The sequence below is a fragment of the Pseudomonas costantinii genome, assembly GCF_001870435.1.
GTDB classification, from domain to species: Bacteria; Pseudomonadota; Gammaproteobacteria; order Pseudomonadales; family Pseudomonadaceae; genus Aquipseudomonas; species Aquipseudomonas costantinii.
The window spans coordinates 228,406-243,620 of record NZ_MDDR01000035.1 but is presented as its reverse complement, the minus strand read 5'-3'; the positions used below and the strand labels follow the sequence as shown (position 1 = coordinate 243,620).

The window sequence follows — 15,215 nt, the reverse complement described above, 5'->3', positions numbered from 1 at the left end:
ACGATGTAGAACCAGGAGTCCCACTCCGGCCATGCCCAGTCATTACAAGTTTCCTTCAATGCGCTTCTAAAGCCGCAGTTTCACGCGCCTTCGGAAAGACGATTAAGCCCTTATTACGATATGGATATCCGATGCCTAACTCTATTTTCGACGCTCAGATCGACAACTCCCTCATAGATCAGTTTGTGATTGATGGGCCTGGCTTCCCCGATCAAACCATGCTGAATCCTGAAACAGGCGTGCGTGACCCGTCCGTGCTCGACCGAATGATCGGGATGACTCGCGCCATGCGACGCGCAGAGGCTGCCAAACACAAGGAAGGGCAGCGCCTGATGGACTATATGCCTCTCCCTACAGGTCGAATGCTTCTTTTGATTAACGACCTGCACATAGCGCAACAGGTCATGAAGAAGAAATCGAAAGCCTCGCCAGCATTTCGCAGCTGGGAAATGGTTGTACTGAGTAAAACAGAAGCCTCATGGTTTGATCCCACCGGGGCCGCAGCTCAGAGATTCGATGCCTTTTCCGAGGAAGACCGCCAAGCGCTAGATGAGATGGCAGAGCCTAGGCTTACCTGGATGCAGAGCCTCAAAAAAACCTCTCCCCTAACAGCAGAGTTCATGAAAAGCCGCTGGTATTACCCTCAACTTGCCGGGATGGTTGGCCTGCTGCTGGATCGGCTGGAGCAATGGGAAGCATTGGACAGTGACGCAAGACAAGCTCTCGCAAACGGCGCCCATGCTTGCGCGACTCCGTTTGGCTACAAACTTTTTGGACTCTTTCTCACTAAGCAACCCGAGCTGATGGGCTACTTCACCGAGATGCTTAAGGATGCTCGGGCAGCAAAAGCGCAGGAGGCAGATGCATCTCAGGAGCAAAAGATAGAACCTGCCCCAGCTAAGACTGACTCGAACACGGAAGATACGTCTCCCCTGAGCCTTTTTAATCTCTACAGCGAACTCTTCCGAATCGCCCAGAAGGCTCAGGCCGACGCAAGCAACCTTCACTACGCCGAGCAAATTGAAGCACTCATCACTGCGAATCTTCCGCGTCTCAAGCAAGAGTACTCGCTAGGTGAAGAGGCCATTCGTAAAATATTGGGCGAATGCATCGGTGTACTGGAAAGCATCGGCCGCCGCCTGTCTTTGATTGAGTTCGACGACGAAGAATTCCTTACAGTCTTCAGGTCAGCGTGGCTCGATTACTTCAATAAGCGGCTGATGGAAGATGTCCCTCAGACGCTACTCGTTGACGTCACCGAGGAGCGGCAGGCGGTTTCTGAAGAGCTGCAGACACGGCTGAAAACAGCAGAAGACATTCGCCTCTCAGCCAGTGCAGACCTAGCGGTGCTCAATGAAAAACTTTTGAAGGCGAGCTTTCGCGAAAAAAACGACCTGCGCAATAGCATCACTGAGGCGGAAGAATTACGCGTTAAAGGTAATAGACAGCATCAGGACGCGGAGCAAGAAGGGTACAACCTTTTACTGCCGCCAGGCCTGTCGCTGGACTCTCTACCTGAAATTAACGAAATCGCACTGGCCACCGAAGGCTACCACCCAAGCGCGAAAGCCGCGTTTGTGGCATGGGCCGGCCGGATCATAGAAGTCGAGGCTGGTAATGGCGCCCTTGTAGCCGACGAGCCGACTGACCCAGCTACACTAGCCTTTATCGTCGGAGAGCCACAGCCGGTTGAAGATGAAGCCGTGCGTGCAGACGATGCCGAAGCTGAGGCCTCTGAACAGCAGATCCTCGCCACAACTATCGACATCCCGGAGCCTGAACCCGAGGCCCAAGTTGAGCCAGCGCCTCATATCCAGCTCGTGCAAGAAACTGAGATCGTGGACGTCCTGTTACCGCCTGATGAGCCGACGGAAGTAATCGCAGAGGGGCTGGAAGAGGAAGGGATCAATGTTTCTCAGTTCCTCAAGACCCCGTCTGAGGCACGGGAACGTTTTGATATCTGCACCCAAACTATGGACGCAGTTCCCGCCATTGCGGTGGAAAACATAGCACTGCTCTGGATCAAACAAGGGCATATGCCGCTGGCCAGCAAGACCTTGGAGGTTGCTGGAAGGATGAGGCTCATCGGGGAGCTCCTATCCTTACCTTTGGTTCAAGCAGCGTATCAAGGAACGCATGTTTGGCGTGGCGATGCCGCGAGCGTTACGCGAGTGCAGCAAAACTTGAGTCAGCTTTCCGCAGAAATCATCGAGACTTGGATCTACCGGCGCCCCGGGGGACGGGTTGTTCCCTATCTCGTGTTCGCGGCTGCCTTCCAGCCTGCCTTGTTCTGCGGCCATATGACGAATGCGCCGCGCCTGCTGTCCGCGGTGGCAACCAACTTCGACGGCCCAATAGTCCGCCTGATCGAAGAGGTCGTTGCCTTCTCCAGTCATAATTTGCGCTTTGATATTGATACCCTGAGGGCGCAGCCTAGCAGCAACGACAAAGCGCAGCGTGTCAAGCTGGCTGCGCGGGTTGTCGAGTGGCACGACCGTATACAGAACAAACTGACAGGCTGGGCTCCGGCCCGCAAAGCCATGAAGGAATGCCTCGAACACGAAGACTTTGCCCTCGCGTACGAGAGTATCGCCAAGGATGACGCATCTGCACTTGCTGAGGTGCGCGCCTTCGCAGAAAAGTACCGTGACAAGGAGGAACAAAACCGCTTGATGCACGCGGAAATTCTCAAAGTCATGAACGAGAGTACTGCCGCTCCGCAAATTGAAGGCAATGCTCGCAACTGGTTCCTGCGCACGGTCGACGAGATAGTTGAGATCGCTGACGACTGGATCGAGCGTCATCCGCCGCAGGGCCAGCGCAACGACGAACTTAACAGGTTCGCCCCCAGACTCCTGACAATGGTCGCCAATGGCCTGACCCACGTCAGTGAGCGACTGAAACGCACCGATGATCTTGAGCATCTAGCCGGACTCAAGATTGTTCAGAAGATCCTTCGCGATATCGCGAGAGCCGCTGAAAGTCGTGATGACCTCAACTGGGAAACAGCTCGCGTAAGCGGCTGGCTCGCGTGGCCCACCGAGTGGCTGGCAACCCAGAACTCCCATGATGCCAACCAGCAGCTAGAGCTATTGAGTACGCTGCTTGAGGAAGGCATGGACGATCTGTCTCTAGCGGAGCAGGCGCTGACACGCAAGAATTTCCGCCATGCACAACTTCTGACGCTGCACCATCAGGACGAAACTGGTAAGTCCGCTGGTGAAACGCTTGATGGGATCAAGCGCCTGTTCTCCGAAGAGGTGCACCAATGCAATCTTCGAAGCGTGAAGATGAAAGGACTGCTGGATAACGCGAACGTGGCTTCACTCATTGATGATGAACGCCACTATCAGCTGCGTGGGGAGGTTGAGCACCTCCAGGATCAGCTCAATGGCCTTCGCATTCTGGATGATCTCAGCGAGATCCATGGCAACCTTGACTATCTGGAATCAAGCATTGTCACTAAATTTTCGGCCAAAAGAGAAGAACTGCAAGAGGCACTAGACGCGCTGATGACCCAGGCCTTGGTAGGGCGAGGCGTCGATTGGGTGCCGGCTAACTGGGTGGAACAGATCAACAGTGCGCTCGCGACTCATGACACCACCGTTGCTGAAGAAATGTTGGGACACCTGAAGCATTCTCTTGAGACTGGTGATCCACTCTCGGGCCAGCCGGAACGCGGTACCGAGCTATTGCAACTGTTCCTGAGGGCAGAACCGAAGCTGTCTACAGCCTTGAGCGAAAATCATAACCCACGTGAGATAGCCCGATATCTGGCAGCGCAGCAGATCGAGGGATTATCACTCGATCCCCTCCCGGCGTATTTCAAGCGGGCAATCGAAGACCTCATAGGTTTGCGTGGGCGACTCAAAACCCTGGACAGGCTGACATATGAACAACTTGTACATGTGCTGCATGCGTTAGGGCTGGAAGCGGTTACTCCAACATTCGACGGCACAATGCCCCATAAGACAGGGTTCACTGCGCATAACAAGTTTTGCCGTCTCACTTTGTCTGTACGACGAAAGGAGACCGGCCGGGGTATCGTCTTTTTCAACCAGAAATCTGAAGAGCAGGCGATCAACGTGCTGATCGCGACTGGCGAATGGACAGTCGCCGAGCTACGTGTGCTGTTAAATGAGCACACGCAGTTTTTGCATGACCGAACCATCCTGATTTCGGCCAGAGACCTATCAAACGACGAGCGCAATGACCTCGCAAGCCTCTCAAAACGCGAGCGACATACGCTGTTCCACGCCGACCCGGTCTTGCTTGCTGTTCTGGCCGGTCTGAACGTCCAAGACACCTCTCGCCTGAAGACCTTTTTGCAGCTGAGCCTACCCTGGACGTACTACAACCCGTACACGGGTAATCAGATGCAACCGGCGCCACCTGAGATGCGTTACGGTCGTGAAAATGACATAAAAATGCTGACCACGATGCGCAACGGCGCAGCTATGATCTTCGGCGGCAGGCAGCTGGGCAAGACTACGCTGCTCAACGAAACTCAGCGTCGGTTTCACAATCCTGAGCAACGATCCCACGCCTTCCTCCACCAGATGGATGGCAACCTTGACCGAGCCGACTTGTCCGGCAATGAGCTGGATAAACACCGGACTAAGGTATGGAAAACCATTTACTCCTCTGCGGTAGCCAGCAAGCTGATCAAGGATACTTACGGGCTTGATACCGCAGGGCAGGTTGCAGCCTTGCAGGAGTATTTCGGCCGGGAAAGTCCGGATGCGTTTATGGTGTGCCTCGATGAGATTGATCCGATTCTTGGCTTGGACGCCGCCAACGGCTTCCGGATTTTCCGCGAGCTGAGTGGGTTGGTTAATAACAGCAATGGCCACTTTAAGGTGATCATCGCAGGCCTAGAAAACGTACGCCGCTTCGCTGATGCGCCCAATTACCCGCTGCACCAGCTCGGAAGCGCGATCCAGGTGTCGATCATGACGCCGACCGAAGCTCTTCAGCTGATTCGTGAGCCATTGGGGCATCTGGGTTATGAGTTCGAAACGCCGCTGCTAATGAACCGCATCCTGGTGGAAACCAATCGCCACCCAGGGCTGATTCACATCGTTTGCCATGAACTCATTCAAACTTTGAGCGCCCGCCATCAGAACAAGATCGGCAGCCTTGTTATCACAACGGATGACATCGAACAGATTCGCCGAGATCACCACATCAACCAACTGATCTGTGATCGCTTTGACATCACTCTCAACCTTGACCTGCGATACAAACTGATTGCCTACAGCTTGATCTCTCAAAGCACGCGAAGTTTCTCTCCGAGCCGAGCCAAGGCGATAGTCGAAGAATGGGCTCCGGAAATTTTCGAACCAATGACTGTCGCGTTGTTTGAAGCGTTTCTCGATGAGTTGTGTGGTTTGGGTGTTCTGCAATGCATGCGCCGCAACGAGGGCGGCAAAGAATATTCCCTGCGCAACGCCAACATCATGAACTTGGTAGGAGGCCCGCAGAAGCAAGTAGAGGACAAACTCCTCGAAGCCATCGACGCGATCAATGAAAACGATCCACTCTCCGCCCATGCTTATCCCGAAAAAGCCCTGCGCCCGTCTCCTCTAACTTTGCGGGATGAAAAGCTGCTAATTAGCGAAGAGAAAAGCGAGAAAAACCAAGAAAGTACCGTTGCAGCAAAATCGTCCAATTACTCAGTGGGCGTCCTCACGGGGTCAGAAGCACTTGGTTTGAATCCCACGTGGATGGTGGAGTCGCTTCCTGCGATCGGAGAAGAAGAACCTGTCCTCAATAACAATCAGTATGGGCGCTATCTTCCAGCCCACAAAAAAGACACTGGTATCGAGACCGCGGGCGATTTCAAAAAGTTACTGAACGAAGGGATTCTGGGTGTCCAGGCGCTTACCAAACACATCATGTTGTTCGTGGAGCTGACAGGTGACCAACCCATCAGCCACACGCTGGATCTGCTTGACATAGCACACGAGGCCCGGCTCAACATCAACCCCAAGCGCTGCCGAGTCCGAGTCATCTTTCTCATGACTCCAAAAGCTCTTTGGCAGTGGGAAAGTCATCCCGATCTGATCGCAGGACGTGAATCGATGCAGCCGTTCGTGGCGCTGGATGTGTGGAAGAACACAGCGCTCGCTCATCTTCTGAACAAACTTGAGCTTGAGAACACCTCAACGTCTGTCAAGACTCTTGAAGCCTTCAGTCAGGGTTGGTACTTCTCGCTGGACAGGCTGTTTGAAGCCAAAAAGAAAAAACCTGATGTGTTGCGAGTGAGCTCCTTCGGGCAAAGTTATCAGTCACTGCTGCAAGCCAAGCCTAAAAGTATGGAAGAATTTCTCATCAAGGCCGGCGTTGGCGCTGTTCCTTGGGCTCGGCCTGTTTTGAGCGCGGTATGCGAGGAAGAAAAATTCGATGAGGACGATATTGCGCTTCAACTCATGGACGTCTTCCCCGATGTTAATCCACAAAATGCGCTTCGCTGGCTGTCTAGGCTGCGCCTGATCGCTCCAGTGAAGAGTAAGAAGAATTTTTACAAGGTGCCGGAAAGTATCAAGGCTGCTCTGCTGGCCAAATCCGTGCAAGAAGCTAAAGCCTGATCATGGCCACGGAAATCACAAACCGCGCCGAGTGGATCACTCAAATGCAGGCCAGCTGGGGGGCTGTGCCCGCAGCAGAGCTGCTGCAGCCCTCCTCCGACGCCTGGGCCAACCTTGGCCTGTCGCCCCCAGATATTGGGGAGGCCGCAAGCTTCGCTGTGGCGGGGCGCGCGTTGAAGTACGGGCAATCAGTAGCTCTCGCGTTGCCGGTACTGAGCGGGGAAGGCATCACACGACTAATGGTTTACCTGCACCGCATTCGGATGGATGCGCTTCAGGGCGGCATTCGTGCTCCATGGCTCAATCCCGGAAACGTTGAACAGTGCCCAGATATCGTGTTCGTTTCCAGGCCTCGCCAAGGTTCTCAAGATCTCTCGCGAGTAGCTGCCCTGCATGCACGAGTCCTACGCCCTGCACATCTAAAAGAGCGTAAAACCCTTACCACCTCCCAAACTCTGGTGGTGGATGGATCTGCTGATTTAATGGAGCTTACTGACCTTATCAGCCGAGGAAGCCGCCCAGTTGTCATCGTGGTGGATGGCACGCGTGGGGGTAACGATAACGCGTGGGCAGTGGATAGTGCGCTGGAGGAATGCTTTGCTCACATACCGCGGATCGTTTTGCTGTCCTTGGGCGATGGCGAGGCTATCGCCAAAATGCGGACAAATCGAACGCGCACTCACCTATGGATCATGCGCCTCTCAGACAGGGCAATGATCGAATCTACGACACCCACTGATCCGAACTTTCAGCAAGCACTGATCAGCGACGAAACAGCAAATGCCAGTCTCCTAAATATCGCCAACCGTTATTTTCACCTGCGCCGGGAGCTTGACCGCTCTAAAGATCCCGTCCTGAAGGATCGGCTGACCATCATCGGGAAAGTGTTTCGTGGACTAAACGAGTTGGTCGTTCCTCTTGCCCGCCTTGAAGGGGTGCTTCAGGCAGCCACCCGGCCCGGCCTGTTTCCTGTGCGGTGTTTTCATCGCTGGCTGGAGCTCGCAGAAAAAGGAACATGTCAGTACGGCGAAACTGACATGGCATCTCGCTTCCTCATCAAGCAGATTTCTGACGTACACGAGTTGCTGATGAAATCGGTATCGGGCAAGGCTGGATGGCTAAAGCGACGCCTGGCTCAAGCCCGCACAGATGGGGTGAAAACGCTAGTCTTGTGTGGCAGTCAACACGAGGTTTTGGCGTTAGGGAACTGGTTGGATGACTCACTACATGCTGAGTGGATCGAGAACATTCAGCTCACGGCGATGGATGGCGTAAAAGCCTACCGGCAACACCACGGCATGTTTGATGAGGTCATCATCACTGGCATGCTGTGGCCAACACGTCAGCACTGGCTCGCCCTTCCGTGCAGGAAGATGACGGTACTCGCCTATGCCTATGAAACCGATCAGATTCAGCGACTGCTCCAGCGCTGGTGGCTGGAACATGGGACGGCAAGCGCAAGTGCAGGGGACAAATTAAAGCACTGGCAGCTTGATTGGGGAAGGAGCGGCTGCAAAGACGGAGAAACACTATCTCATCCTCTTGTACTCACGATTGTCACCGAACCCGACCACAGCGAGTATCCACCTCGCAAGCATCACGCGGTTATTCCGTTGGAGATGAAGCTAGATAACTGGCTTGAGCTTTTGCTTGAGCAGCCGGTAGAACCCATCCCAGACGTCCAAGACGGCGAGATTCTGAGCCCGGAACTTGTCTGGATAACGACAGATGAATCGCCTGCTCCATTGCCATGGAGCAGGAAACGGCCGGTTCTGGTGCTCAAGAATGATGACATCCATCCAACTCCTGCTGAGCAGCTCGAAGAAGGTGATTTGATCATCTTGCTCAAATACACCGATGAACGCCTTGCGACTCAAGAAAAGCTTTTCGAGATGGTCGCGCTATCGGAGGGCATGCAGCAGATGATTCGTGCAGCCGATCGGTGGAAGTTAATCGTGGATGCGGTATCCGCTCGTTTCAAGCCCTCTCAGGTGCAAGTTCATCTGAAGAAGGAAAATGTCAGCGTAAGCGACGCTACCGTTTGGAACTGGTACAGACATAACGTGTACGGCCCCCGCGATCGTGCCGCCGTCTTGGTGTTCGCGCGCCTTGCAAACGTCAATCAGCCGGAGAATGCAGCTGTCTATATTTCCAATGCTATCGAGCAGGTGCGCAGCGCGCATCAGCAGGTTGGAAAACAGCTTAGAAAAGCGCTTTTGGATCGAAGTAAAGGCGCCACCACCATCACCATTGGCACGCTCACATTAGACGGCCATACCTTTGACGACATGATTGAAATCGCCACCGTGAGGTCGATCCGGTCGCCGGTTACTCAAGCCGTTGCGGTGAAGGACGAGGGGTTGTCGGAGGTCGTGAACAGCATCCTTACACTGCACCCACAGCGAATCTATCTAACAATCCCTGCGCTCAAGTCCATGCGTGACTCGGTCTACAGGGACACTGCCAAGTTTCGGGCGTGCCTGTCGCTCATGGCCACCAAGCTTTACGAGCATTACCGGGACAAGACCGATCGCCTGCACGACGTCCTTGAACACTTCACTCAGGAAAGCATCGACTTTCATCCCAAGATGTCCAGCGTGACGATGGGACAGTATTCCGATAACCGCAAATACAAAGGCAAGCCTGCCAATATCAACAGACACTTTTGCCTGGGCAACGCACGCGATCCCTCGCGCACCTTACGCATCCATTTTGACTGGGATGATGAGGACAAACTTATTGTGATCCACCATGCCGGTAAACATCTGGAAACCACACAATCTTAAGGACGATCCATGACGCTCAATTATCGAGAAGAGATGGGACTGACAGCCGCATTTCTCAGCGAAATGCGCTTGCGGCTCAGCGACAAGGATGCAGACGTATTACCCCCTGAAGGCAAACTGTATGACGGCACCGAGCCTAACCGGCTCAGCCTGGTGGGTTGTATTGGCCCATCACCGGACGTGGACTACACAGGGCCACAGCCACCTAACTCGGTAGGAATCGTGCTTCTGGTGTCTCCAGATGGCGAAGGTTTTGTCGAATGCGAGCTGAACGGCCAGTTTGACGTCGTTCACCGGTACATTCCCGACGTGAGCAGCATGGCTCGCGACATCATGCTCGATGGTACCGATCCACGGAAGAGCCAAACCATCTCTGTGACGTTCAAACGTTACACAGTCTGCTTTTCTGGAATCACGCTGGCGTTTGATCCCGCAAAACCTAACGAGTGGATATCCGCAAAAGCGACGGTAACCGCCACCCTAGACAATGAAAAACGTCGCTGGTTGGACGATCCGCGGATAATGCGACGCTGTCGTTTGAATCCAAACGGAGGCGCCCGATTAAATTTTGAATGGAGTGCAGCTGCTTTAGCCGATCAACCTGGACTGAACCGGGTGGTGTACGAGCAGATCATCTCCGATCCAAATGAAATTCTGAGCTATGAGGTCAATGTACGCGGTCGCTTGCGCCCAGCTCCCAGCGCATTCGGAGCGAATATGGAAGGCCGCTTTCTGCTGGAGCTGTTTCTGGAGAACCAGACGACCACTGCGCATGCGCGTGCTTTTGGCGTGGAGTTCCCCTACCTGCTCGATGCTCGATTGGTAGCAAAACTGGTGGCAGGAACCAGCCACAAAGTTCCTCACCGCTTGCAACCTGAAGATTATCGCTACAGAGATGATGACGGTTTGCCTGGCTACGGGGTCAGCTGCGGAGTTATCCATCTCGACCACAATGAGTTCATGACTGACGGGATGCCTACTTCAGCTCAAGCGCGGGTGGATGCGCCACGCCCGGGCGATGTCGGCATGACCCACGCTCCAGACTATGAGCTTCTCGCGCGCGATCCCTTAATCGTTTGCGACAGTTTTCTTAGTGCTCAAGAGCAGTACCTAGGGCTCTGGGCGACCCGCATCCAGTCTTTAGAGTCTGCAGGGCTCATGGCTGATCGCGATATTGCGATGAAAGACAGGGATTCATTCCAATTTGAAATCAACAGAATCCGAGATGGTGTAAGCCTGCTGCGAGATAACGACGATGTGCGTCAGTGTTTCCAGTGGATGAATGAGGCCATGGCGGGCGCCATCAAAATGCAGGGTAAGAAATTTACAGGCTGGCACCTGTTTCAGCTTGGATTCATTCTGACCCAGATACGCTCGATCTTTGAGCGCCATGCCCCTGTCGCAGAACTGCGAGGGAGCATGGAGACAGCAGATGTACTGTGGTTTGCAACCGGCGGCGGTAAAACGGAAGCGTATCTCGGCATCATCAGCATGGCGATGTTATTGGGAAGGCTCAAAGGGCGGGATCACGGCACAACCGCATGGATGCGCTTTCCCCTGCGCATGTTGTCGGTACAGCAATTCCAACGACTCTCGTATGTGCTGGCACAGACGAACAAGATCCGCCAGCGTGAAGACCTCGGCGGATGGCCGTTCACGATCGGCTACTACACTGGTGAAGGAACACCCAACAGCATTAGCAGCAACTTTGGCGAGAACGTTCAGAAAGGCTTCCTGCCTGCTATAAGCGAAGATCGGCTTAAGACCTACCAGTTCATCAGTGACTGCCCCTACTGTGGTTCAGTTGGCTCCATAGGCATCCAGAAAGACCTCACCAGAGCACGTATCAAGCACGTGTGCAGCAACCAGGATTGTTGGTCGAACGTGCAAGCCGATGCAGGCAATCACGGCGAAGGAATTCGGGGCGAAATTGGCATCTACGTATCAGATGAGGAATGCTATCGGTACCTGCCATCGGTGCTCGTCGGTACCGTGGATAAGCTAGCTGTCATTGGCCACAACAAGCGCTTCGTGAACTATTTCGGTGGAGCACGCTACTATTGCCCCGAGCATGGTTTCACACAAAAAACCGCATGCGAGCACCGTCGAATGGTTCTGAAAAACGACGTTTGGGAAGCGGTGCAATGCGGCAATAACACCCGAACAAGCGAGCTTAAAGTAGTTGCAGTAGCGCCGATGAAAGATCCGGGCTTCGCACTCCTCGTGCAAGACGAATTGCATTTGCTGAGGGAGTCACTTGGGAATTTCGACGCCCACTATGAGACGTTGCTGAGTAATCTTCAGATCAGCCATCAAGGCCGAGCCCCTAAGGTGCTGGCAGCCACGGCAACCATCAAAGATTTCGAAGACCATATCCATCACCTGTACCTGCAACAGGCGGTGAGATTTCCGGCACCAGGAGTCAATCAGGGCGAATCTTTTTACGCCCGCAAAGTGCGAGACAGCGAAACCGAAATGCCACTGATTCGTCGGTGGTTCGCTGGCATTCTTCCCATTGGCCGAGGAAGAATTGCGATGCAGGCGGTGGCTGAAATCAGCTCAAGATTTCTGGATCAGGTTGATCAATGGCGAGCCCGCCTTGCCGCCGGTGATGCTTCATTGCTTTCCCAGATTGGACTCACCGCTGCGCAGGCCAGCGATGCCCTGCAATACGTTGAGAAGAATCTGAACACTGATCTGGTGTACGCGAACAGCAAGCGCAACATCACGGAAATCATGCGCTACATGGAAGAGGTCAACAATAAGACGGGGGCCGAGCGCAACGCCCGCTTGCTCGATGGAGAGACCCGTCTGGATATGATCCTCGATGCGATTCGCCACGTTGAGACGAAATCCCCGGACGATACCTGCCGACACATCATTGCCACCAGCGTTGTGTCACACGGGGTCGATATCGCTGAGCTGAACTTCATGATCATGGCCGGGTGGCCAAAATCTACGGCTGAATACATTCAAGCATCTGCACGCAGCGGGCGTGTACACCCCGGGATTGTGTTCTGCGTGCTCTCATCGCACCAGCTGTTCGAGTCGGGTGTTTTCATGAACTTCGGCGACTACCACACCTTCTTGGATCGTCTTGTCGACTCGGTTCCAATTAACCGTTTTGCACCCAACATCATTGATCGCACGCTGCCAGGGATTCTCTCATCGGTCATCCTGAACTGGGCACGCCAACAACCGTGGGGATCGGATATCTCGAACTACGTTCGACCACTGGTCTCCTTGCTGCGTGAGAGCAATGGCAAGGTAGTCGCAGAGCAAATCAAGAACGTAGCCATCAACTCACTTCGCATTCCAACAGCGCTGCAACCTCGATTCGATCAACGGGTGATCTTAGGATTCAATGCCGCTCTGAAAGAGCGTATCGACAACGCGTTTTTCCAACTGGAAAACTGGCCGGGCAACAAAAATGATCAAACGCTGAGTGAAGCTTTGGGGGACATTTTTGGTTACGCCCCCTTCCGCTCATTTCGGGATATCGAAAATCAGATTTTGATTAAACCGGTTAACGGTTCAGCCGACCAAGTTCTAATGGCATTGGCCAGGTAAGGATACGAATATGGAAAAGGAATATGTAAGCCGAAGCCGTCTTTTCCGGGAGTCGTTTCTCCCTGGCGCCTACACACGATTACGAAATCAAGCCTATGGCCGCGTCGCGGGTGTCCTCAGCAATGGCTCAGCGCTGGAGGGTGTAGACAAAGAGCAACTGCGCGAAGCCGTACTTAACTTCGTCAACGACTGGGTCAGGTTAGGTGGGGCTGTCGATCCCGCTTTTATGACAGCTGCCGAAAAGAAGCGCCTTGAGATTCAATCGCCGTCCGAGATCTCGGTCACGCCAGCGCCGCTGATGCTCACCTGCAAGATATGCAAGGTGATCGATTTTCACGAGTCCTGGTTAACCGAAGACCAGGCGCTTGCCAAGATCGAATCAAGGATCAAAAACCGAGCCGGGAGAAGCTATATCTCGTGCAAGCGTTCAGGTTGCCCTGGGGAGATGATCCAGATTCCATATGTGGCTGTGCATAGGTGCGGCCATGACAGCCCAATCTATATTCACCATTCGGCAAGGCGCAACAAAAATATCGGTTATAGAGACACTGGCTCGTTCATTCACTCCTCCTTTTTTGATGTCGAAACCAACGACAAGCTTGCAGGTTCGCTCCAGGAAACCTGTCCTGCTTGCGACGACCGATATCAACAAGAAATCAACAAACGGGGCACACCGCTAACCAGCGGGGAGTCCTTTTACGCTCAGAGCACTCAGTACATTGCTTTGAGCGAGGAACGAGGAAAACTCATTGCGAAATTGCTGCAGTGCCTCCAAGAGGAACAGTCACCAGATGGCGGGCGGGTACAGGACATCGCGGAAGGTGTTGCACTTGCGCTGCTTCGAAAAATAACCGGACGGGAGCTTGAGGAAAAACTCACTCATTTGCTGTCCTCAAATGTTGCTGACGTTGCTGAACAGGCAGCGCTTCTGGAGAGCCGAGCTAAAAAGCAGGAAAGCGTCCTAGCGTGCACTCAGCTCGCCGAAACCAATCCCTTCATCGCAGAGATGCTGGAATCCACAAGAAAGGAAATTGGGGAGATCGATGCCAAACTAGCGAGCGCGGCCGGTTGCTTCAAGGAGGTACATACGCTGGTTCCCGATCAAAGGACCCTAATCGGATTGATGCAGCATCGCCGGGCGCTTGAGGCAGTATTTCTTCAGCATGACGTCACTGGCATATCGTTTCAGCAGCACATTACGGCAACAGCCGATCCCATGGAGCGAGACGCTCTGCTCGCGCAGTGGAGCAGCGTACAAACGCGCTATGGCATTGAATCGATCTCTCACATCCCCGATTTGCGCGTTGTCTTGGCAACGCTTGGGTATTCGAGGGAAAAAAGTAGTCCATCCGTCACTGACGGGGTTCCGCCGGTAGTGCTCAACGCCTTTGCTGACCGTGTCGACGAGTCAATGAGAGGCAAGACCTCAGTGTATGCCATGGCAGCGAAGACCGAGGCGCTCTGGATCAGGCTCGATCCTCGCAAGGTGCTGCAATGGTGTGTCGACTCAGCGCATCTGGCATCTCCAGGCGACGATATTTTCACTGACAGATCCAAGAGCCACGCATACCTACTGAGCGAGTACCCTGTTCTGTCGATGCATCCTGGCTTGGTTTCCAAAGCCATTCCTCAAGCCCATCCGGAAGAAGGTACTCCGTTTCACTTGCTGCATTCGATCAGCCACTCCCTGATGCTCACGGCGAGACGTCATACAGGCTACGACTCCAAGAGCATTCAGGAATACCTGCTGCCGATGGACTTGTCAGTGATTCTGTACGTCTCGTCCGTGCAGAACTATACAGCAGGCGGTTTGTTGACCCTTTTCCAGCACTATCTGCAGCGCTGGTTTGATGATGCCAGCATGTTCGCCTTCAATTGTGCCTTTGATCCGGTATGCACAGACGTCGGCAGCTCCTGCAGCGGCTGCGTTCAAGTTGAGATCGGGTGCGAAACCTTCAACCAAGGTTTGTCCCGGGCATACATCCATGGCGGGCCGGCTAACAGAGATGCCTCATTGGTCATCCCAAAAGGCTTTTGGAGCGCGCCTTAACATGTGTAGGTCGCCAGAGCTGTCAGGTGGTGGCGGCCTGGCCGCCTCGTGTTCACGGAGTAACCCAAATTCAATCGAAGCGGAACGGTTCATCTCAATCTGATCGGTCGGATAAACATCCCCAGCTGCCTCCAAGGTAAACCGCATCACTTGGCACAACTCCATGACTTGGGTAGGCGATGAGATGTCACCACATTAGCGCGTATTCGCCCACGGCGA

Annotated in this window: 4 protein-coding genes; all 4 read left to right on the top strand. The window is 53.9% G+C overall.

The features are described 5' to 3' along the window. The first annotated feature begins 131 nt into the window (after window positions 1-131). Genes BFL40_RS19805 through BFL40_RS19790 form a run of 4 tightly spaced genes read left to right on the top strand, consistent with a single transcriptional unit; the run spans window position 132 to window position 14,996 of the window. Entirely contained in the window at window positions 132-6,590 is a 6,459-nt protein-coding gene (locus tag BFL40_RS19805; protein ID WP_235864694.1) for a PLP-dependent aminotransferase family protein, read from the top strand. Between the two features lie 2 nt (window positions 6,591-6,592). Then, window positions 6,593-9,376, top strand: a complete 2,784-nt coding sequence (locus BFL40_RS19800) for a DISARM anti-phage system protein DrmE domain-containing protein (protein WP_071485531.1) — start codon at window positions 6,593-6,595, stop codon at window positions 9,374-9,376. Between the two features lie 9 nt (window positions 9,377-9,385). After that, window positions 9,386-12,946, top strand: a complete 3,561-nt coding sequence (locus tag BFL40_RS19795) for a DEAD/DEAH box helicase (protein WP_235864695.1) — start codon at window positions 9,386-9,388, stop codon at window positions 12,944-12,946. A 10-nt stretch (window positions 12,947-12,956) separates the two neighbouring features. After that, on the top strand, window positions 12,957-14,996 hold the full coding sequence (locus BFL40_RS19790; RefSeq protein ID WP_071485530.1) for a DUF8724 domain-containing protein: 2,040 nt from the start codon (window positions 12,957-12,959) through the stop codon (window positions 14,994-14,996). Window positions 14,997-15,215: the final 219 nt, after the last annotated feature.

Bases quoted from the DNA above. Each gene is read 5' to 3' on its own strand.
- BFL40_RS19790 (WP_071485530.1), top strand. From the start codon at position 12,957: ATGGAAAAGGAATATGTAAGCCGAAGCCGTCTTTTCCGGGAGTCGTTT.
- BFL40_RS19805 (WP_235864694.1), top strand. From the start codon at position 132: ATGCCTAACTCTATTTTCGACGCTCAGATCGACAACTCCCTCATAGAT.
- BFL40_RS19795 (WP_235864695.1), top strand. From the start codon at position 9,386: ATGACGCTCAATTATCGAGAAGAGATGGGACTGACAGCCGCATTTCTC.
- BFL40_RS19800 (WP_071485531.1), top strand. From the start codon at position 6,593: ATGGCCACGGAAATCACAAACCGCGCCGAGTGGATCACTCAAATGCAG.